Annotated in this window: 18 protein-coding genes; 6 read left to right on the top strand and 12 right to left on the bottom strand. The window is 57.0% G+C overall.

The genetic code is table 11. The annotated features are described in order from the left end of the window. The first annotated feature begins 207 nt into the window (after nt 1–207). Both HPT27_RS12120 and HPT27_RS12115 read left to right on the top strand, forming a co-directional pair. Nucleotides 208–888 carry a response regulator transcription factor gene (locus HPT27_RS12120; protein ID WP_328820687.1) on the top strand — a complete coding sequence of 227 codons (681 nt, stop codon included), beginning with the start codon at nt 208–210 and terminating at the stop codon, nt 886–888. Continuing rightward, a complete protein-coding gene (locus HPT27_RS12115) occupies nt 881–2,158 on the top strand; it encodes a sensor histidine kinase (protein ID WP_172243635.1) in 1,278 nt (425 codons plus the stop codon). The genes HPT27_RS12120 and HPT27_RS12115 overlap by 8 nt, the downstream gene beginning before the upstream one ends. 32 nt (nt 2,159–2,190) lie before the next feature. Here HPT27_RS12115 and HPT27_RS12110 read toward each other — a convergent pair whose 3' ends face one another. The 7 genes from HPT27_RS12110 to HPT27_RS12080 all read right to left on the bottom strand — a co-directional run bounded on the left by HPT27_RS12110 (nt 2,191) and on the right by HPT27_RS12080 (nt 7,638). Continuing rightward, nucleotides 2,191–3,135 carry a hypothetical protein gene (locus HPT27_RS12110; RefSeq protein WP_172243632.1) on the bottom strand — a complete coding sequence of 315 codons (945 nt, stop codon included), beginning with the start codon at nt 3,133–3,135 and terminating at the stop codon, nt 2,191–2,193. 337 nt (nt 3,136–3,472) lie between these two features. After that, the gene (locus HPT27_RS12105) at nt 3,473–3,889 is read right to left on the bottom strand and encodes a DUF1801 domain-containing protein (protein WP_172243629.1); all 417 of its coding nucleotides are present in this window, start codon (nt 3,887–3,889) and stop codon (nt 3,473–3,475) included. A gap of 111 nt (nt 3,890–4,000) precedes the next feature. Further along, a complete protein-coding gene (locus HPT27_RS12100; protein ID WP_172243627.1) occupies nt 4,001–4,405 on the bottom strand; it encodes a VOC family protein in 405 nt (134 codons plus the stop codon). After that, nucleotides 4,402–4,890 carry a helix-turn-helix domain-containing protein gene (locus HPT27_RS12095; RefSeq protein ID WP_211197940.1) on the bottom strand — a complete coding sequence of 163 codons (489 nt, stop codon included), beginning with the start codon at nt 4,888–4,890 and terminating at the stop codon, nt 4,402–4,404. Before HPT27_RS12095 ends, HPT27_RS12100 begins: the two co-directional genes overlap by 4 nt. Nucleotides 4,891–5,081: 191 nt before the next feature. Further along, the gene (locus tag HPT27_RS12090) at nt 5,082–6,050 is read right to left on the bottom strand and encodes a hypothetical protein (RefSeq protein ID WP_172243625.1); all 969 of its coding nucleotides are present in this window, start codon (nt 6,048–6,050) and stop codon (nt 5,082–5,084) included. Nucleotides 6,051–6,466: 416 nt separating this feature from the next. Then, nucleotides 6,467–7,012, bottom strand: a complete 546-nt coding sequence (locus tag HPT27_RS12085; RefSeq protein WP_172243623.1) for a DUF7010 family protein — start codon at nt 7,010–7,012, stop codon at nt 6,467–6,469. Nucleotides 7,013–7,200: 188 nt separating this feature from the next. After that, nucleotides 7,201–7,638: a nucleoside triphosphate pyrophosphohydrolase family protein gene (locus HPT27_RS12080; RefSeq protein ID WP_172243621.1), complete on the bottom strand. Its 438-nt coding sequence runs from the start codon at nt 7,636–7,638 to the stop codon at nt 7,201–7,203. A gap of 394 nt (nt 7,639–8,032) precedes the next feature. Between HPT27_RS12080 and HPT27_RS12075 the strand changes: the two genes are divergently transcribed. From HPT27_RS12075 to HPT27_RS12060, 4 genes are all read left to right on the top strand, one after another. Beyond that, complete coding sequence (locus HPT27_RS12075) at nt 8,033–8,557, top strand: DUF2975 domain-containing protein (protein ID WP_172243619.1); 525 nt, start codon at nt 8,033–8,035, stop codon at nt 8,555–8,557. Between the two features lie 3 nt (nt 8,558–8,560). Further along, on the top strand, nt 8,561–8,818 hold the full coding sequence (locus HPT27_RS12070) for a helix-turn-helix domain-containing protein (protein ID WP_172243617.1): 258 nt from the start codon (nt 8,561–8,563) through the stop codon (nt 8,816–8,818). A 77-nt stretch (nt 8,819–8,895) separates the two neighbouring features. Then, nucleotides 8,896–9,297 carry a hypothetical protein gene (locus HPT27_RS12065; RefSeq protein ID WP_172243615.1) on the top strand — a complete coding sequence of 134 codons (402 nt, stop codon included), beginning with the start codon at nt 8,896–8,898 and terminating at the stop codon, nt 9,295–9,297. A 112-nt stretch (nt 9,298–9,409) separates the two neighbouring features. Beyond that, on the top strand, nt 9,410–10,144 hold the full coding sequence (locus HPT27_RS12060; RefSeq protein WP_172243613.1) for a DUF4386 domain-containing protein: 735 nt from the start codon (nt 9,410–9,412) through the stop codon (nt 10,142–10,144). A 1,858-nt stretch (nt 10,145–12,002) separates the two neighbouring features. On the opposite strand, the gene HPT27_RS12055 is transcribed toward HPT27_RS12060, so the two are convergent. The 5 genes from HPT27_RS12055 to prpB form a co-directional block, all read right to left on the bottom strand. Continuing rightward, the gene (locus HPT27_RS12055; RefSeq protein WP_172243610.1) at nt 12,003–13,424 is read right to left on the bottom strand and encodes an RNA-directed DNA polymerase; all 1,422 of its coding nucleotides are present in this window, start codon (nt 13,422–13,424) and stop codon (nt 12,003–12,005) included. Between the two features lie 273 nt (nt 13,425–13,697). After that, nucleotides 13,698–15,923 (bottom strand): NADP-dependent isocitrate dehydrogenase, encoded by a 2,226-nt coding sequence (locus tag HPT27_RS12050; RefSeq protein WP_172243607.1) that lies wholly within the window; start codon nt 15,921–15,923, stop codon nt 13,698–13,700. Between the two features lie 308 nt (nt 15,924–16,231). Further along, complete coding sequence (locus HPT27_RS12045) at nt 16,232–17,677, bottom strand: bifunctional 2-methylcitrate dehydratase/aconitate hydratase (protein ID WP_172243603.1); 1,446 nt, start codon at nt 17,675–17,677, stop codon at nt 16,232–16,234. A 422-nt stretch (nt 17,678–18,099) separates the two neighbouring features. Then, complete coding sequence (prpC, locus tag HPT27_RS12040) at nt 18,100–19,251, bottom strand: bifunctional 2-methylcitrate synthase/citrate synthase (protein ID WP_172243600.1); 1,152 nt, start codon at nt 19,249–19,251, stop codon at nt 18,100–18,102. Next, nucleotides 19,251–20,156, bottom strand: a complete 906-nt coding sequence (gene prpB / locus HPT27_RS12035; RefSeq protein WP_172243597.1) for a methylisocitrate lyase — start codon at nt 20,154–20,156, stop codon at nt 19,251–19,253. The genes prpC and prpB overlap by 1 nt, the downstream gene beginning before the upstream one ends. Nucleotides 20,157–20,178: the final 22 nt, after the last annotated feature.

Raw genomic sequence — 20,178 nt, 5'->3', positions numbered from 1 at the left:
CATTGCCATAACGCTCACATGCCGTTGACAGTTCATTGACATTTGGGCGACCCGCCGCGCCTATCCGGTTACGCACTGCGGTGTCGCCACGCTACTGACAGCAGTGCGAGCAGCGTGGCGTTACCCACCTTCCTGCAGCGAGGCATCGTTGAGTTTTACGGTGATTGTGCGCATGATGAATCGTTCCGAAGAGGTCATGTCCTGCCCGTGAAAGCACTCGTTATCGAAGACAATCGCGATCTGTCAGCCAACGTCGTTGAGTTCCTGTCAGCTCGCGGTCACCAAACGCAAACGGCTCCCGATGGCATCACGGGACTGCATTTGGCTGCATGTGAGGACTTCGATGTCATCGTGATGGATCTGGGTTTGCCGGGAATCGATGGCTTGACCCTCTGCGAACGGTTACGGCGCGAAGCGCGCAAGGACACGCCGGTGGTGATGCTGACTGCCAAAGACACCCTGGATGACAAGCTGCTGGGCTTTGGGGTCGGTGCTGATGACTACCTGACCAAGCCGTTCGCGCTGGCGGAATTGGAAGTGCGGATGCAGGCGTTGGTCCGACGGCGTCGTCACTCCGGCATCATCGACCCGGTCCTCAAGGTGGGCGATCTGGAATTCGACACCGAAACGCTACGGGCCAACCGGGCAGGTACGCCGATTGTCCTGACACCGGTTGGTCGGCGGTTGCTGGCCTTGCTCATGCGGGAGTCACCCCGTGTCGTCACGCGTGAGCGCTTGATTCAAGAGGTCTGGGGCGAGGCCCCGCCGGATGGTGACGTGTTGCGTGCCCATCTATATGCCCTGCGCCGCGCCGTTGATCACGATTTTCAGCCGGCACTGATCAAAACGCTGCACCGTGAAGGCTACCGGATAGCTGCCGATGATTAAGCTGCCGCTCTCCAGCTTCCGCCAACGCGCTACGCTGGCTTTCGCAGTTTTTGCGTTCGCCGTACTGCTGGTCGTCGTTGCGATCGGTCAGGGTTTTAATGAACGGGTGGAAGAGTCCATCTGGAACACTATGTTGGAGATCGAACTGGAGCAGTTGGAGACACTGCGCCAACTCGGTCCGGATGCGACGCCAGGCAAGCGGGTGCGAACCTACGTGGCGCCTGCAGCCGGCGCGCCAACGATTCCGGTCCCGACTGAAATCTTGCGTCTGCGGCCGGGTTTTCATGATGATGTCACGCTGGATAATCGCCTGTGGGCTGTGCTGGTGCAGGATGACGCGCAAGGGCGGATCTACCTGGCGTTCGATATCACCCAACTCGAAGCGGATGAAAAGGCCTTTCAGTACTGGGGCATGATGGGCGTCGCGACGATGCTATTGCTGTTGACGGCATTGGCCTACTGGTTGGCCAGCCGATTGTCGACCCCCATTCTTGCCTTGGCGACGGAAGTGGCCGCTCGTGATCCCGACGAAACGGGCCCCATTATCGGGCATCAACGCGCGGACCTGGAAACGGCGCAGATCGCGGCCGCAATTGATGGTTATGTCGCCCGCATCAACGGCTTGTTGCATCGGGAAAAGGAGTTTCTTGCTGCCGTTGGCCACGAATTACGAACCCCCATTGCAGTTATCAGTGGCGCCAATGACGTGCTCAATAACCGCGAGGATATGCCGGATCACCTCAGACGTCCGCTTGATCGCATTGTGCGTGCCGCCAATGACGCCAATGCCACCTTGACCGTTCTGCTGTTTTTGGCCCGTGAAGACGAAAAAGAAAGCGCCGAGTACGAGAGTTGCCGCGTCGACAAATTGATCGAAAATCTGGTGAGCGATCATGAGCACCTGCTGAATGAGCATCAGCAAATCCGCATTGGTAGACTCGATGCGACCCAGGTGCACGGCCCTGCGCGCTTGGTGAGCATTGCGTTGGGCAACATTCTTCGGAACGCGATTCAACATGGCCAGTCGGGCCCCATCGATATCAGCTTGTGCCGCGGCATTTTCAGCGTCACCGATGTCGGTCCCGGCATGCCGGCTGCCACCCTCAACCAGCTGAGCGCACTGCCATCCCATCCGTGGAAGGCTACGGCCGGCTACGGTCTGTACATCATCCAGCGCATTGCAGCGCGGCTAGGTTGGCACCTTAGAGTTGATAGTGCCGTCGGGAAAGGCACAACGGTTTCGCTGATCTTGCGCGTAGACACGCCCTGATTTTGCATCACGGCAAGCGAGACACAGCCCGTTCAATCGAAGGGCACGGTGACCGTGATAAAAATCGGACTGCCCACATCTTTGTGTGCGGTAGGTTCCAGCAAATAGGTGTGCAGCAACGCGCCAATATCAAAACGCCAACCGGATGCTTGATGCTCAACGGAATAACTAAAGCCAAGGAAAGCATCGGGAATATGCTTGCCGTTGCCTGCCTGATCGGTGTCGCCGGCCAGATCGAAATCGGGCCCCGAAATACGTCCGACAAAACCTTTATGCGGTTGCGGCCAGACCAAAATGATGCGGCCACTGTGCAACCAGCCGTCAAGCACTTCCCTGGGCTCCCAGTCGAATGACAGAAATGGCGCTACGACGTCGTATGTTGCGGCGTAATCCACATTTCCGCTGAAATTGGTTGGCAGGTCGACGGTCGTAAATGCCACCTCAAACGACCGAATCTTCATGCGCTCGAGTGTGACGCCGACTTGACCATGGAAGTAGGAATACAATCGCTTGCTGTACGCAACGGACACCCCGTAGTGTGCTCCGTCACCGGACACATCGGTGATATCCACCATGAACCGTTCGGGGAACGGTCCCGACTCGACATAGTAGGGATCCAGCTCACCGCGCACCGTGTTGCCGCTGAAATTGTATTGGTCATAGAAGCCGCTGAATAACAGGGCCGTATCGTCAGACAGCGGCTGAAAGCGCTGAATCGCCAGCATCGGCACAGAGTTCGCCAAGGTATCGGCTTGCAGATGGGCATAGCCTAGTTGCAGGCGAGTTTCTGGGGCTTGTCCAAGGAATGGTCGCTGCGGCAGTGCAAGGTAACGCGTATCCATCGGCACCTCTAATAGGTGCTCGGCCACAAAATCGATGGTTTCGGCCGCCTCTGCATTGCCCCCCAACGTACCTGCCAGCACCAATGCGCAGACCGCGTGTGTCGCAGCGCCGTGCTGGTCGACCAGTTTCCGCACTGCATTGCTTTTGTCGCACCGCATTGGCATACCCCGGCACCACGAGTGAACGCAACTCAAATCAACATAAGAGCATTGGCCTTAAGTGAGTCTTACCGAGACTAATCATATTAGCAAAGGCTGTGCTAGGGGCACTGGTCCGCTTCGGCTCGTACGCAGGTCAGCCAATTTCGTCTGCAAACGCCGATATATCTAATTCCGATGAGGCGTACAAATGCGGTGGAAAAAGAAAACCCCATGCAAAGGCATGGGGTTTTGGTTTGTGCATCAGCTACCTAATGGCGGAGGCAAAGGAAAAGGCGCATAAAATGCGCCTTTTCTTCAATAACCGATTTAACTACGGCTTTGCCCGCTTCGGCTTCGCTTTGCCGGCACTGTTGTGGGCGATGGCTGCACGGATGAGCGCCTTGAACGCCGTCTTGTTTATTGCTTCGCCTTCGCGGAGATCAATCGCGCGACGGGTATTGCCATCAAGGCTGGAATTGAACAGCTTGGCTGGGTCCGGCAACGACGCGCCTTTGGCAAAGGTCAGCTTCACGGTCGCTTTATAAGACTCGCCGGTGCAGATAATGCCGTCATGCGACCACACCGGAGTGCCCATCCACTTCCACTCCTCCACGACATCCGGATCAGCGTCCTTGATGAGCTCGCGGATATGGCGCAAGGTTTCACCGCGCCAATCAGCTAGTTCGCCGATGCGCTGATCGATCAGCTCAGACGCTGACAGAGCTTCGGCTGCAACTGCATTTTTCATATTCGACTCCCAAGACTGTCTTTGTAGGAGCGGGCTTGCCCGCGATCTTGTAAATCGCGGGCAAGCCCGCTCCTACTGCAATCACAAATACACACGCCACTATCCCGGCACTTACCGGTTCTGGATCAGCTTCCAGCCATTGCCGGATGGATCACGAAAACTGGCATCGACCGAACCATAGCGCGCCACCGGTTCCTGGCTGAATTCGACGCCACGGGCACGCATCTGCTCCCAGGCGGCGCGACAATCATCGACAACCAGCACCAGCGGCGGCATCGCGCCTTTGGCCACCATTTCACGCAGCGTCTGCGCGGTTGCGGCATCAACCAACGGCGCCTGCGGCGTAAACAAACCAAGCTGAAACGACGGCTGCTCCGGGTGTTGCACCGTCAGCCAACGGTAATCGCCATTGCGTACATCGGTGTGGATGCGAAACCCGAGCTTGTCGACATAGAACTGCACAGCCTCATCCTGATCACGCACATACAAGCCGACCACCCCAACTCCTTGACTCATGGCTCCTCCTCTGTGTGTTTGGCCTCGTCGCTGGCGATCCTAGAGTCGGTCTGCTGGCGCCGCTTCTCCGAAACTGCGATCGTGAGATCCGGCCGATGCGCCGCATTGAGAAAACAGGCCGGCACCCGGTCGAGTGCATGCGAGGCGGCCTGCTCGCGCTTGCGCAGCTCACCCGGGCTCTCGCCGGTGATGTCGCGAAACACCCGCCCGAACGTGCCCATGCTGCTCCAGCCAGTCTGAAAAACAATGTCGGTAATCGGCAAGTCGGTGTCGCGCAGCAGCGTTTTGGCGCGTTCGATCCGTCGGGTCAGCAGATAGCGATGCGGCGGCAGCCCGAATGCCTGCTTGAAAGACCGGGCGAAATGCGCCGCCGAAACATGGCTGACACGCGCCAAACGCTGCACCGGCCACTCTTCATGCGAGGCGGCGTCCATGCAATCTTTGGCGCGCAACAAGCGGCGCAGCAATTCAGGGTCCTGACTCACGATGGCTCTTTTGATTCAGGCCGCGCCAGCACTATTGGATCAGGTTGAAATGGCCTGGCCATTCTGCTGGCGCCTGCCGGTCTGGTTTCGCGCAGAGTTTCAAGCAAAGGCTCATGGATTGGTCCATCGATTTTGCACCGAATACCCGCGCTGAAGCCAGCTTGCGTTTTGATACGCCGCGCAAGCGTCCGTTAATCAACCGGGCTCGGCGGGACCTTCAGCGTGGTCGCGACCGGTCGAATGGTGATGGTCATGCTTTCTTGGTAACTGCCGCGATCACTGCCGATCGGAACCTCGCGTGACAACGAGCTCTTCAAGGTCCAGTTGTCCGTGCTGCCGGTAATGGTCGCATCCCTGGTGGCCAGCGCACTGCCACCAATTTGTGGTGCCGTGGTGAGCTCGGTCGCCGCAACCGTCAGGTCGTACAGTTTGGCTTGGAAATTATTGCCGGGTCGTGGGCCCAGCGGCGTCCGCGCCTGCAACTGGATTTCGCTGATGAATGTACTCGTGTCATGATCAAACTTCACCGGCGTGGTCCAGATAAACACTTCATCGCCATCCCGGCTGTCCGGCATCTTGGGCAGGGTGCTGCTGACATTGCCGTCAAGCGTGGCTTTCATCAACACCTGAGCGAACAGTTCGACGCCGATAATGCTCTCCGGCGAAATCTTCTCGATGTGAAAATCATCCCAGCTTTTGAGCGTCCCGCGCAGCGATGCACTGCCGGAGTCGTTGCGATTGGCGATTCTGTCACTGCTCTGGAAACTCGCATTCAGCACCAGGCTACCAGAGTTTTTGAACGACAGCGGAATCTCATCCGGTACGTTATACGTTGGGTACTTTTCGCCTTTGTCAGGGTCCATGCGCCACATCATTTGATCAACGGCACCATTCATATTGAAGGTGAACTGGGACTTCTCCGAGTAGTTCGGTTCCTGCCGGGCAAAGTTGTAGGTTCGCGAATAGGTGAAATCGGCATGCACCTGCACCCATCTGTCTGCAGCGCCGGCAGCGGTCGCCACCGCCGAACCCATGATCAAACCGACGAACGACATGATGAGGCGCGAGCGCTGCGAAATCCGCTTGACTGCTGTAGGCGACTTCGACGGCAGGTGAAAGCAGGCGGACTGATAAATCGATGGGGAAACAAAAACTGGCATGAGACAACATCCTTGTTGGTAGATAACGGGTGGTGAACTGGCAGAAACCACTGAGCACCGATCAAAACTGGCTGCCGATCCTGGCAAGGAATGATGATAGGCGAAAGCCCCGGGCAAGAAAATTGCGGGAGTGTGAACGCCTGCACCTAATCGAAATATTCCAGTGACCAGCTGAGCACGCTAGGGAGAATACGGAACAAGGGATCGTTCAGCGCCAGTTCATCTTGATAATAGGTAGCGGTGGCACCGCCCCTCAGAGGGCCGCTACCCGTTCGGGTCCTTGCGCCGAGCGTAACCTCTCAATCGCTCAGGCCTGTAGATTGAGCTGCAACCCCCAACAATCACGGTGCGGGACCGAAAGGGATTGTTGGGCCTCCTGCCTCAGCGCAACCTACTTCAATACGAGTGTTGAATGATCAAACCGCCGCAGCTATCCGCCGTCTGGTAACAAGCAGCAAGACCGCGAACGTCGCTTCCAGCCCGCCACCAATAAATGCCGTCAGCGCAGGCGGCATATGCAAAGCAGCGCAAAGATAGCCGGCAACAATCAACGCGCCACCGCAAAACCAGTAAAGTCGGAGGCCAAAGAGCGTATGAAAAATCAGAAAGCGACTGCCGATGGTGAGCATCATCGCAGGAAAGAACCAAGCGACATTTGCTCGCGACAAGCCATAGGCCAGCACACAGCAGACGATCAACCAAATGGTGCTTGCGAATGCCAGAACGTTGAGCGGATTGCCTTGGCTTGCTTTTGCCGTTTGGCCGATCAGCTTCAATACAATCGTGGTAACGGGGTGTATCAAGCCACCACCGATCAGCAAGGTCCAGATCCCCTGCTCCGCGCCGATGCGCAAAAAAGCCATGGCAGCGGAGATCCAGACGGTGGCAGAGACCAGCATCCCCGGCGCACCATCCAGAAAGGCGGTGCGCATATCATTTTGCAAATCATCCAAAGTTTTCATTATTTTTTCCTTTCAACGAAAACGGCCGACGTGGGGCGGGTCATGCTATACAGAATGTACGAATGCCGCGAGCGGCTGTGCACGTCCTTTGCTCGCAGGATGCGCAGCAGCGGCAGACCCGCCATTTTACATTTCCCGTTCCAGCAAACGGTGCGTCAAGACGCACCCTACGAAAATCCTATCTCGCGTTACACAGAGCGCTCGGCCAAAGACGCCAGCAGCGCCTGAATCTTTGGCTCCGGCTTCCAGTAGCCCGGCCCTTTCATCACTTTGCCGCGCTCGTCGTAAATGGGTTTGCCATCAGCACCGAGTTTGGAGAAGTTGGATTGCATGATAATGGCCAGCACCTCATCCAGCGGCAAACCGAACTTGGCCATCTCGGACGCACAATACACCTGCACGTCACCGAGCAGATCCGCGAGCATGGTCAGCACTTCCAGTTCCGGCTTGCCGTCCTGCTGTGCCTCGATGATCTCGTCAATCTCGTGCACTTCTTCCATCAGGATGTCTTTGAACGCCTTCAGGCGATCGACCAGCGGCACACCGATCTCGGTGGTTGGTGTTTTGTTGACCGGCAGCTTGTAGATGCCATTGAACGTTGCTATGTCGTCGGCGAAAGTGCTCATTCTTGACCTCGTTGTGTTCGCTTTATGTTCATCGGCCTGACGGCGGGCCCGTTGGCGATTGGCAGCGGAGTCTGCAGCGTCGCTGCCGTCTGCGCAATCCGCGCGTGCACTACTTGCGAGTGACAAACCCGCGCAACGCGCAGCAAATCTCCATAGCCCAGCGCATCCGCAACAGTCAGTTTGCCCGGTGCGGCCACGCGACCGACCAGCCAGAAGAGCGGGCTGGCTATTTGGCCAACAAAAGCACCTGACGACCAAGCGGATATCGTGCAACGAGGGTCAGCTGTCTGGTCGTTTACTGGTCGCCAGTACCAGAAGCGGCAATACGAGGGCCTTGCATATCGATTATCGATGTGTATTATATCGCAATACGATATTTGCAGGAGCCGGTCTGATGAATCCCCCAAGCAATGCCCTCGCACTCTCCCGTCTGGCGATCCGCGGCCTCATTGGCCTCAACGCCCTGTATGCCGCTGCCATCGGCCTCTTGCTGGTTGCCACCCTGGCCTATCCGAAATTCCTGTTCGATGCCCTGATCGGCTTGGATGGCGGTGAGCACTGGCAGGTTCGGGCCACCTTGCGTGGTGTTGTCGTGCTCGGCTTGGCTGGCGCCTATGCCATTCACCGCGTGCTGCGTGAGCTGCAGGCCATAGTCGAAACGGTTCGCAGTGGCGACCCCTTCATTGTCGGCAATGCGCAACGCCTGCAGCGAATCGCGTGGTGGGTGTTGGCGGGCGAAGGCTTGCGTGTCGGTGTCGCCGGTCTGGTCTGGAGCGCCGCCCAGTTTGTGCCATCCATCAATAACATCGACGTCGGGTTTTCATTCGCGCCATGGCTCGCCGTGCTGCTGCTGTTTGTGCTCGCCCGAGTGTTTGATCACGGTGCCCATCTGCGCGCCGACCTTGATGGCACGGTCTGAATCATGGCCATCATCGTTCGCCTCGACGACAAATTGTACGAACGGCGCATGACGCTCACCGAGCTGTCAGAACGCGTCGGCATCACGATGGCCAATCTGTCGATTCTCAAGACCGGCAAAGCCAAAGCCATCCGATTTTCCACCCTGGAAGCAATCTGCGCTGCGCTCGAATGCCAGCCCGGCGACATTCTGGTGTTTCTGCAAGGCACGCCGCAGGATGATCACGCTAGCGAGGCTGACGCGGGCGAACCCGCAGATTAAGTCCCGCACCCGTCATACCGCAGGACGCCGGCCAACACCCTGTTCCAATTTGCTTTACCACCAATCGGACGAAAGAAATGAATGATGTCTCGCTGCTGCGCCTCTACGTGCTGCGCGCACTGTACCTGCTCATCACAGTCGGGCTCGCCACTGTGGTGTGGCCTGATATTTTCCACCACGCGCAGCCCTGGAATTATTCCAGCAGTGTCATCGTCTGCATGCTGGTGGCATTTTCGCTGCTGTCCGCGCTCGGCATTCGTTATCCGCTGCAGATGCTGCCCGTGCTGATGTGGGAGTTGCTCTGGAAGACGCTTTGGCTCGTTCTGGTTCCGCTACCGCAATGGTGGGCAGGCACACTCGACGAGGCTACCGCAGCCAGAGTGTTTGAGATTGCAATGGTCGTTCTGGTGTACCTCGCCATACCGTGGCGCTATGTCTACGCGCACTACCTCAAAGCGCCCGGAAGCCGGTGGAAATAACGACGGCAAATGCCGTCCTACAAAAGACCGCAATACGAGGCGGCAGCGAAACAAAGTGGCCACAAACAAGTGCGACGCGCGCGCTGCAGACTAGAGCAGGAGTGACATAGCAATGACACGAAACACCATCGAAGCCTCGCCGCAACGCTATGCCCGCCTGTGTGGTGCGATATATCTGGCGATCATCTTGCTGGGCGGTTTTTCAGAAGGGTTCATAACCAACAAACTGATTGTGCCGGGGGATGCCGCCACGTCGGCTCAGAACATCATGGCATCACCGGAGCTGTGGACCATCGGCGCAGCCGCCAACTTGCTCGTCGTCATACTGGCCATTCCCCAGTTGTGGCTTGAGTATCTCTTGCTCCGGCCGGTCAACAAGAGCTTGGTGTTGCTTTCTGTACTATTCGGTTTGATATCGCTTGCGGTTGAGGCCATCAGCAAGCTATTCCTCCTGCTCGTCATGCCCACACTCACGAGCGCCAGCTACCAAACGGCATTCGAACCCGCGCAGCTACAGGTTCTGGCGAATCTTGCGTTCCGGTCCCACAACGTCGCCTTCAATATCGCATTGATATTTTTTGCCTTCGCCTGCCTACTCAACGGCTACCTGATCTATCGATCAGGCTATTTACCAAAGCTGATAGGTGCGTTACTGCAACTGGCAGGCCTGAGCTATCTCATTGCCTGTCTTTCGGAGTTCTTTTTCCCTACGCTAGCAAATCATATTTCGCCCGCCATCTTTGTTCCGATTTTGATAGGCGAAGCGTCCCTTTGCCTGTGGCTTTTGGTGAAGGGTGTGAACGTCGAAAAATGGCGAGTTCACGTCGGTACGATTAGCGCAGCGTAATCGTAAGCAAGCGCTGTGTTTTCTTTGCGGCGCACGCAAGCAGCTTGCTCCCTGTGGGAGTGGCCTTGGCCGCGATTTCTTTTCGCTGCAAATCGGCTGGCAGCCTTGTCGGAACACGCTCCAGCGCACTACCCCTCCCCCTGTAAAGGGGGAGGTCGGGAGGGGGGGGGTAGTTGCCGCTCTGCTCTTCCCGCTTATTTACGCTGCTGTTCAGCCGACAGGTTTGCCGGGTCCCGCCCCGGCGGGCGGGTAACTTTCTTGGCGCAAGAAAGTTACCAAAGAACATGGCCTGTATTCCTCGCCCACAAAACGATGAAACTGTTTTGTGGATGCCCTGCGCTACTCCATTCCAGCTGGGGCTTTTGTGACAGTACATCCCTGTACAGTCACAAAAGGCTTCGGCGTCGTGCCTCGCCCCTTCGCTGCGCTACGGGCTGTTAACCCAGCTTCCATTATGTTGCTCGGCTCGTCAGACGGCGGAAAGTCAAAAGCACGCTGCGCGCAAAATAAGAACAAACCACCCCTGTCATTCCGGCGAAAGCCGGAATCCAATTTGATTTTGTTGTGGAAGACACAATGGATTCCGGCCTGCGCCGGAATGACAGACTGAGAAACATTGCCGAAGCTACCGACTCAGCTAAAAACCGGGGCCCCCATTCGCGCCAGCCGGCGATTCGGCGTTAGCGGCCGGGTCGCCGACATGGATGTCGGCGCTAGAGCAATGCAGGAGCAATTGCCGTCGCAAGCCCGGATGGCTTGCGCAGTGCTGATAAGGCAGGACGCCGCATCAGCACGTGCCCGTAGCCGATAACACCGAAGCGACGGGCGGTGCTAGCCGAAGCAAACAAACAATCCTGGCGCGCTGGGGCGCGGTTTCTTTGCTTACTCTCTTTGGCGCGAGCAAAGAAAGTGAGGCGCCTGCCGGTGCGACACCGACAAGGATGTCGGCGGTAGAGCAACGCAGGAGCAGTTGCCGAGACCCGGCAATCTCGAGTTACGAGCGTGGGTTACAGGAAACATTCGGCGGAAACGCTTCGCGGTTCCGCCCTACCCCGAGGCGTTAATCCGCCGTACGCGCGGTGGATCCCCGACTACGCGGGGATGACAAAGGAAAAGATCAGACGAAAAATCGAAGCAACCTAAACCAGCTAGAACCCGGGGCCCCCATTCGCGCCAGCCGGCGATTCGGCGTTAGCGGCCGGGTGCGCTGGCAGGGACAGCCAGCGCAGCATTGATAAGGCATGGATGCCGCATCAATGCGTGCCCGAAGCCGATAATGCCGAAGCGACGGGCGGATTATCCGAAGCAATCAAACCGATTCTGGCGCGCTGGGGCGTGTTCTCTTTGGTTACTTTCTCTTGCACGAGCAAGAGAAAGTAACTCGCCCGCCGGGGCGAGACTCGGCGCTCTTGAATTACGAGCATGGGTTACAGGAAACATTCGGCGGAAACGCTTTGCGGTTCCGCCCTACCCCGAGGCGTTAATCCGCCGTACGCGCGGTGATAAGCCAGGACGCCGCATCAGCATGTGCCCGTAGCCGATAATGCCGAAGCAACCAATCCGATCCTGGCGTGTGGGGCGTGTTCTCTTTGGTTACTTTCTCTTGCACGAGCAAGAGAAAGTAACTCGCCCGCCGGGGCGACGCCAACAGGGATGTCGGCGGTAGAGCAACACAGGAGCAGTTGCCGAGACCCGGCAATCTCGAATTACGAGCATTGGTTACAGGAAACATTCGGCGGAAACGCTTCGCGGTTCCGCCCTGCCCCAAGGCGTTAATCCACCGTACGCGCGGTGCCCCGAGGAATTAATCCGCCGTACGCGCGGTTGCATCATGAGCGGCAAGACGGTATCTACTGCGCTAATATCCACCTCCTCCGCCTCCGCCTCCAGCTTGTGCTCGTTGAGGTACATATGCCGCAACGGCATTGTCAACAATGAATGTGACGCCTGAGTTGTTGAGAAAGGCGGCACAGGGGTCCTGAGCAATCTGTGAAGCCGCCACTTCATTTGGGAACCATCCCCTCCGGTAGGCCTCGTAGGCAAAAAGCCAATATTCTTGGTAGAAGCAGTCTTGCTGAAGCCACGATCTCCAAAGTCTAGAGTCAATTGGCTGAGAGAAGACATGCGTCGCGGTGCCTGCAAACATTGCTGCAGTCGCAACCAATGCGTCATCCATTGCAGTTATTGCATTCTGTGCATCTAGCTTGATCTGAAACCCGATATACATAGCAGTCCAGATACTCCAGACAACCTCACTTGCGTGCCCTGAAACAGCGCTTGTCCTAATTACAGAGTCAATTGCCTTGGCAGCTAAATCCACATCAGGAACCAAGCCCCCACGCAATCGATTAATGGCAATAACATCAACAACGTGCCTAATGCACCCAGGATCAATTGTGATGCATTGCCATAGAAGCTGTTGCACGGTACTCCAGCACCACGTGGTTGGCTGAACGCCAGAGAGAGCTGCCACCGCATATCGCAAGACACCTGCCGTGCGATCTTCTTTGGCAACTGCAAACGCTCTATTGAAGTAATCTATCCACTGACTCTGAGCGGCATTAGTATCCGGCGGTAAGTTCCCGCGTAAAGATGTTGAAACATTAGAGTCGAGTGAAACAGGGAGCTCCTCTATCCTTGTTTTCAAAGCATTAGGTTGAAGTTCCAAATCGCTCAGCAGCGCCTCAAGCTTAGTTAATGCGCTGTCTGCATCTGATAGCGTGCGAAACGTGAGCTCGATATCGTCAATGAATCGACATCCTCCCACCACATTGCACTCCGCCATAATCCGTTGGTCTAGTGGGGAGAGTAAAAGCTCTGCTATACCGAGAGATGTATCGGGACCTATAGCAATTCCCTTTGTCTGTCCTTGCTGACATGCTTGAAACTCCTTATCGAGCAAATTGCCGACAAGGGCCATATTTCCAATAGAGGATTTAGCCACGGCCTTTGTATGTAGAACCCATGGAATGGAGTGGGTATAGATTGATGGGTAGAACTGAGCAATATCGGTATGGAGTACATATCTTGCCCCTACCCGTGCAGCAACGCGGGGACTTGCTCGATCTCTGGCATCTGGAGCAATTCCGCGACCACTGGCTAAATTTAGATTGGGCTTCGTAAAGGAAATTGGAGACTTATTCCACTCGATTGAAAGAGCCGCTTGGTGCTGTTCAAACGCTTTGGAAAGTCGAAAGAAATTGACTGGATTAGGAATGCTTAACCGCCGACGCAATCCACCAGGTCGAGCTAAATCGTGCTGTATAGACGCACTCCACATAGCCTTAGCCTGCGTGAAAGGCTGAGGCAGCTGTGCATTACCAACGATAGATCCCAACGTGGTAGAGCTAAAAAGCGGTGGCAACTCCCTCGGAAGGAATCCTCGAATGAGAAGTCGGCGAGATAGCACTCTATGGTCACCCATTAAATAGACGTAACTTACAAACTCCATGCAAGCTTAGCTAGCATCATCACAATTCAGCTTATACCGCACTTAAAACAAAAATCCCGGCCAAAGCCGGGATTTTTTGCATTCACTCCATACTGCACCGCATCAATTCAGCAAATCCATGGCCTCATTGAAGGTCTTGCTCGGGCGCATCGCAGCCGAAGCCTTGGCGAAGTTCGGCTGGTAGTAACCGCCGATATCCACCGGCTTGCCTTGGGCGCCGTTGAGTTCGCCAACGATCTTGGCTTCGTTCTCGGTCAGCGCTTTGGCGAGCGGTGCGAATTTGGCTTTCAGCTCGGCATCGTCGTTCTGCGCGGCCAAGGCTTGCGCCCAGTACATGGCGAGGTAGAAGTGGCTGCCGCGGTTGTCGAGCTGGCCGACTTTGCGGGCCGGTGACTTGTCGTGCTCCAGAATGCCGCCGTTGGCGACGTCCATGGCATCGGCGAGCACTTTGGCTTTCTTGTTGCTGGTTTTGATGGCGAGATCTTCCAGCGACACCGCGATGGCGAGAAACTCACCGAGCGAATCCCAGCGCAGGTAGCTTTCTTCCAAGAATTGCTGCACGTGTTTCGGTGCGGAACCGCCGGCACCGGTTTCAAACAGACCACCACCGGCAAGCAGCGGGACAATGGACAGCATCTTGGCGCTGGTGCCGAGTTCGAGGATCGGGAACAGGTCGGTCAGGTAATCGCGCAGCACGTTGCCGGTGACCGAGATGGTGTCTTTGCCTTCTTTGACGCGCTTGAGCGTGTACTGGGTGGCTTCGACCGGCGACAGGATTTGAATATCCAAACCCTTGGTGTCGTGATCTTTCAGATACACGTTCACTTTCTTGATCAGTTCACGGTCGTGGGCGCGGGCATTGTCGAGCCAGAAAATGGCCGGGTTGCCGGTCAGGCGCGCGCGGGTGACGGCGAGCTTGACCCAATCCTTGATCGGCAGATCTTTGGTTTGGCAGGCGCGGAAAATATCGCCGGTATCGACGCTCTGTTCCATCAACACTTTGCCACTGGCATCGACCACGCGGACCTTGCCTTTGCTGGCGATTTGGAAGGTTTTGTCGTGCGAGCCGTATTCTTCGGCAGCTTGCGCCATCAGGCCGACGTTGGCGACGTTGCCCATGGTCTTGGGATCAAAAGCGCCGTGTTCCTTGCAGAACTTCAATGTGGCGTCGTACAGGCCGGCGTAGCAGCGATCCGGAATGGTGTACTTGGTGTCGTGCAGTTTGCCGTCGCGACCCCACATCTGGCCCGAGGTACGGATGGCAGCCGGCATGGAGGCATCGATGATGACATCGCTTGGCACGTGCAGGTTGGTGATGCCTTTTTCGGAATCGACCATCGCCAGTTCCGGCTGCTTGTCATAGATGGCAGCGATATCGGCTTTGATGGCGGCCTGCTCGGCTTCGCTCAATGCGGCCATCTTGGTGTAGACATCGCCAATACCGTTCTTTTGATCAACGCCGATTTTGGCAAACGTATCGGCGTGCTTCTTGAACAGCTCTTCGTAGTACACGGTGACGGCGTGGCCGAACATGATCGGGTCCGACACTTTCATCATCGTGGCTTTGAGGTGCAGCGAGAACAGCACGCCTTTGGCTTTGGCATCGGCGACTTGCTCTTGGTAGAACTTGCGCAGCGCGCTGGCGCTCATGGTCGATGAGTCCAGCACTTCGCCGGCTTGCAGTTTCAGGTTTTCTTTCAGCACGGTGACGGTGCCGTTGTCGGCGACGTGTTCGATTTTGACCACATCGGCAGCGCCGAGTGTTACCGACTGCTCGCTGCCGTAAAAGTCACCGCTTTGCATGTGCGAGACATGCGACTTTGAGTCTTTGCTCCAGGCGCCCATGCTGTGCGGGTGCGATTTTGCGTAGGCCTTGACCGGCGCTGCTACACGACGATCCGAGTTGCCCTCACGCAGTACCGGGTTCACGGCGCTGCCGAGCACTTTGGCGTACTTGGCCTTGATGGCTTTTTCTTCGTCGGTTTTGGCGTCGGCCGGGTAATTCGGCACGGCGTAGCCATGCGCTTGCAGTTCGGCGATGGCGGCGGTGAGCTGCGGAATGGAAGCCGAAATGTTCGGAAGCTTGATGATATTGGCTTCCGGCGTTTTGGCGAGCTCGCCGAGTTCGGCCAGGTGATCGGCCTGACGCTGTTCGGCTTTAAGCACGTCCGGGAAGTTGGCCAGGATGCGGCCGGCCAGCGAAATGTCACGGGTCTCGACGGCGACGCCAGCGGTTTTGGCAAACGCCTGCACGATGGGCAGCAGCGAGTAAGTCGCCAGCGCCGGTGCTTCATCGGTGATGGTGTAAATGATGCGGGACTTGGACATGACAGTTCCTCGGGAGAACCTGCGCCAGCGAGACGGTGGCCCAGGACAGGTGGCCGGCGCAGTGCGAACCCCTCGCCCACGCCTGAAAATCAGGCCGGTATTGTAGCAGCCGGGACGGAAATTGGGACGGCCAACCCGGCACCGAAACGAGTGTTAGGGTGTAGGGATTGGCTTGGGTTTGATGTTGATCAGGTGTAGTCAGGTTGGTTGGAAAATAGCCAGCTTCAGGGCCGGAATAAAGTAGCGCGCTGGCAATGCGAGCAGTCAGATCCCCCTCCTGTCCAAGGAGGGGGGCAGATTCACAACACTCAGATCATCAACAGATTCATGAACTCATTGACCGGCGTCGCATCCAGCTCTTCCGGATCGAGGCAGAGCTCGAAAATGTCGCGGGCGTGTTTGCTCGGGAAACGAGTGGCGACGTTTTGCCGGAATTTCTCGATAAGCGCAGGAATGCCCTCCTCGCGCCGGAACCGATGGCCGATGGGGTACAGGATTTCCACTTTTTCGGTTTTGCTGCCATCGCGGAAGAACACTTGCATGGCATTGGCAATGGCGCGCTTTTCCGGGTCGTGATAATCGGCGCTAAAGCGCTTGTCTTCCTGCACATGCATCTTGGCGCGCAGCGCATCGAGGCGTGGATCGGCGGCGGCGTTGTCTTCGTAATCATCGGCGGTCAGCGTGCCTTTGAGCAGCGCAACGGCGACCATGTATTGCAGGCAGTGATCGCGATCAGCCGGGTTGTACAGCTCGCCGACTTTGCTGATGATGCGAATGGCGGATTCTTGCGTAGTGAGCTCGATGCGTTCGATGTCATCCCAACGACCGCGCATCTGCGGGTGCAATTGCACAGCGCACTCCACTGCGGTCTGGCCGTGAAACTCGGCCGGATAGGCCAGCTTGAACAGCACGTTTTCCATCACATAGCTGCCGAACTCGCGTTGAAAGGCAAAGCGTTTGCCGTTGAACGACGCGTCATAAAAGCCCCACTTCGGCGCGGTGAGTGCCGAGGGATAGCCCATCTCACCGGTCATGGTGATCAACGCCAGTCGTACGGCACGCGAAGTGGCATCGCCCGCGGCCCAGCTCTTGCGCGAGCCGGCGTTCGGCGCGTGACGATAGGTGCGCAGGCTCTGGCCATCGACCCAGACTTGCGACAGGCTGTTGCAAATGTCTTCGTGCTCGCCGCCCATCATCTGGGTGACAACGGCAGCAGACGCCAGTTTGACCAACACAACGTGATCGATGCCGACGCGGTTGAAGCCGTTTTCCAGCGCCATCACGCCCTGAATTTCATGGGCCTTGATCATCGCGGTGAACACATCGCGCATGTACAGCGGCTCGTAACCCTGAGCGAGATTCTGCCGGCTGACGTAATCGGCGACCGCGAGAATGGCGCCGAGATTGTCGGAGGGATGGCCCCACTCGGCACCGAGCCAGGTATCGTTGAAATCGAGCCAGCGCACCAGCGTGCCGATATCAAATGCCGCTTTGACCGGATCCAGTTCGAACATCGAGCCCGGCACGCGCGCACCGCTCGGCACCAACGTGCCCGGCACCAACGGACCGAGATGCTTGGTGCACTCGGGATAGCGATACGCCAAAAACGCGCAGCCGAGCGAATCCATCAAGCAGTAACGCGCGGTGTCGTAGGCTTCTTCGCTTTCCACGCTGAAATCGGCAACGTAGTCGGCAATCGCGACCAACTCGGCATCCGGTTCCGGACGGACATTCAGATCGTATTGGTTGCTCATTGCGGCGCTCTCCGTTGTCCGTGGTTGATTCCGCGTGTGCGGAAATGGCTGATGGGTTGGGTTGTGGCTGTAAGTTGAGTTGTGTGGCTGTTACGTGTAGCGAATACAATGTTGGTGTTCAGCTGTGGAGCGACAACTACCCCACCCTAACCCGCCCAGCTGCCAACAGAGTTGGCGTCGTTCCGTCGGCAAGTTCGTCAACTGTGACGAACTTGAATTCCCGACTTCACCCCCTTCACAGGGGAGGGAACTGCACAGCTCCTCCCCCTGTGAAGGGGGAGGTTGGGAGGGGGTAATTGCCGCTCAACTCAAGCCACATCAACAAAACTCACAACAAAAACCTACAACAAAAAAACAAACTGGCCGACATCACTGCCGGCCAGTTTGGCTCGTTCACCTTTCTCTTGCGAGAAACTGCAGGATCAACGGCGTTCGCTGATCGGCACAAACTTCTGATCTTCCGGCCCGATGTAATTGGCGCTCGGACGAATGATCTTGCCATCCTGGCGCTGTTCAATCACATGTGCAGACCAGCCGCTGGTGCGGGCGATAACGAAAATCGGCGTGAACATGGCGGTCGGGATACCCATCAGGTGATAGGACACCGCCGAGAACCAGTCAAGGTTCGGGAACATTTTCTTCTGTTCCCACATGACGCTTTCCAGCCGCTCCGCCACGTTGAAGAGCTTCATGTCACCGGCCGCAACCGACAGGCGGCGCGCCACTTCCTTGATCACTTTGTTGCGCGGATCGGAGATCGTGTACACCGGGTGACCAAAGCCGATGACGATTTCCTTGCGCTCGATGCGGGCTTTGATGTCCGCTTCGGCCTCGTCCGGCGTGCTGTAACGCGACTGAATATCGAACGCGACTTCGTTGGCACCGCCGTGCTTCGGACCACGCAGCGCGCCGATGGCGCCGGTGATGGCCGAGTGCATGTCGGAACCGGTACCGGCAATGACCCGGCCGGCAAAGGTCGAGGCATTGAATTCATGCTCGGCATACAGGATCAGGCTGGTGTGCATCGCACGGGTCCAGAGCGCATCCGGTTTTTTGCCGTGCAGAAGGTGCAAGAAGTGGCCGCCAATCGAATCGTCGTCGGTTTCGACGTCAATACGTTTGCCGTTGTGACTGAAGTGATACCAGTACAGCAGCATCGAACCAAACGAGGCCATCAAGCGGTCAGCCAGATCACGGGCGCCGGCGAGATTGTGATCGTCTTTTTCCGGCAACGCCGTGCCGAGTGCCGAGCAACCAGTGCGCAACACGTCCATCGGATGAGCGCCGGCCGGAATATGTTCCAGCACGCCCTTGACCACGTTCGGCAAGCCACGCAGTGACTTCAGTTTGGCTTTGTAAGCTTTCAGTTCATTGGCGGTCGGCAACTTGCCGTGCACCAGCAAATGGGCAATTTCTTCAAATTCCGATACATCCGCGAAATCGAGAATGTCGTAGCCGCGGTAATGCAGATCGTTGCCGGTGCGGCCGACCGTGCACAGTGCCGTGTTACCGGCCGGCACGCCCGAAAGAGCGACCGACTTCTTCGGCTTGGGTGCGTTTGGCACATCACTCATTATTGTTTCTCCTTTCCGGTATTGGCACTCTTGGCGAACAACTGATCGAGCTTCTGCTCGTATTGGTGGTAATTCAGAAAATCGTACAGCTCGGCGCGAGTCTGCATGGTTGGCACTGCCGCTTTCTGGGTGCCATCACGACGCACGGTTTCGTAGAAATTGAGCGCCGCCTTGTTCATCGCCCGGTAAGCACCGCAGCAATACAACACGATGTCAACGCCGGCGCTGTTCAGCTCGTCGGTGGTGAACAGCGGGGTCTGACCGAACTCGGTGATGTTGGCCAGAATCGGCACCTTCACCGCATCCTTGAATTGGCGATATTGTTCCAGCGTGTAAATCGCTTCCGGGAAAATCATGTCGGCGCCGGCCTCAACACAAGCTTGTGCGCGCTCGATGGCTTTCTCGATGCCTTCTACTGCGATGGCATCGGTGCGCGCCATGATCACGAAGGATTCGTCAAAACGGGCATCGACCGCCGCCTTGACCCGATCCACCATTTCTTCCTTGGACACAATCTCCTTGCCCGGACGGTGACCACAGCGTTTGGCCGCCACCTGATCTTCAAGGTGAACGGCACCGGCGCCGGCCTTGATCATCGAGCGAATAGTGCGAGCGATGTTGAACGCGCCGCCCCAACCGGTATCGATATCAACCAGCAACGGCAGATCGCAGGCATCGGTAATCCGGCGAATATCGATCAACACATCTTCCATCGTGCTGATGCCCAAATCCGGCGTACCGAGCGAGTTGGCGGCAACACCGCCGCCTGACAGATAAATCGCCTTGAAGCCAGTGCGCTTGGCCATCATCGCTGCGTAAGCGGTGATCGCACCCACTACTTGCAACGGATGCTCTTCGGCAACAGCGGCACGGAATTTCGCACCAGGGGTCAGCTTGCTTGTCATTCGATTCGGTCTCGCTGGTTGA

Source organism: Permianibacter fluminis, from assembly GCF_013179735.1.
GTDB classification, from domain to species: domain Bacteria; phylum Pseudomonadota; class Gammaproteobacteria; order Enterobacterales; family Permianibacteraceae; genus Permianibacter; species Permianibacter fluminis.
This window is presented reverse-complemented; position numbering and strand designations above follow the sequence as displayed.

Bases quoted from the DNA above. Each gene is read 5' to 3' on its own strand.
- HPT27_RS12070 (WP_172243617.1), top strand. From the start codon at position 8,561: ATGGCCATCATCGTTCGCCTCGACGACAAATTGTACGAACGGCGCATG.
- HPT27_RS12065 (WP_172243615.1), top strand. From the start codon at position 8,896: ATGAATGATGTCTCGCTGCTGCGCCTCTACGTGCTGCGCGCACTGTAC.
- HPT27_RS12055 (WP_172243610.1), bottom strand. From the start codon at position 13,424: ATGTGGAGTGCGTCTATACAGCACGATTTAGCTCGACCTGGTGGATTG.
- HPT27_RS12060 (WP_172243613.1), top strand. From the start codon at position 9,410: ATGACACGAAACACCATCGAAGCCTCGCCGCAACGCTATGCCCGCCTG.
- prpC (WP_172243600.1), bottom strand. From the start codon at position 19,251: ATGAGTGATGTGCCAAACGCACCCAAGCCGAAGAAGTCGGTCGCTCTT.
- HPT27_RS12085 (WP_172243623.1), bottom strand. From the start codon at position 7,012: ATGAAAACTTTGGATGATTTGCAAAATGATATGCGCACCGCCTTTCTG.
- prpB (WP_172243597.1), bottom strand. From the start codon at position 20,156: ATGACAAGCAAGCTGACCCCTGGTGCGAAATTCCGTGCCGCTGTTGCC.
- HPT27_RS12045 (WP_172243603.1), bottom strand. From the start codon at position 17,677: ATGAGCAACCAATACGATCTGAATGTCCGTCCGGAACCGGATGCCGAG.
- HPT27_RS12090 (WP_172243625.1), bottom strand. From the start codon at position 6,050: ATGCCAGTTTTTGTTTCCCCATCGATTTATCAGTCCGCCTGCTTTCAC.
- HPT27_RS12080 (WP_172243621.1), bottom strand. From the start codon at position 7,638: ATGAGCACTTTCGCCGACGACATAGCAACGTTCAATGGCATCTACAAG.
- HPT27_RS12105 (WP_172243629.1), bottom strand. From the start codon at position 3,889: ATGAAAAATGCAGTTGCAGCCGAAGCTCTGTCAGCGTCTGAGCTGATC.
- HPT27_RS12115 (WP_172243635.1), top strand. From the start codon at position 881: ATGATTAAGCTGCCGCTCTCCAGCTTCCGCCAACGCGCTACGCTGGCT.
- HPT27_RS12100 (WP_172243627.1), bottom strand. From the start codon at position 4,405: ATGAGTCAAGGAGTTGGGGTGGTCGGCTTGTATGTGCGTGATCAGGAT.
- HPT27_RS12050 (WP_172243607.1), bottom strand. From the start codon at position 15,923: ATGTCCAAGTCCCGCATCATTTACACCATCACCGATGAAGCACCGGCG.
- HPT27_RS12075 (WP_172243619.1), top strand. From the start codon at position 8,033: ATGAATCCCCCAAGCAATGCCCTCGCACTCTCCCGTCTGGCGATCCGC.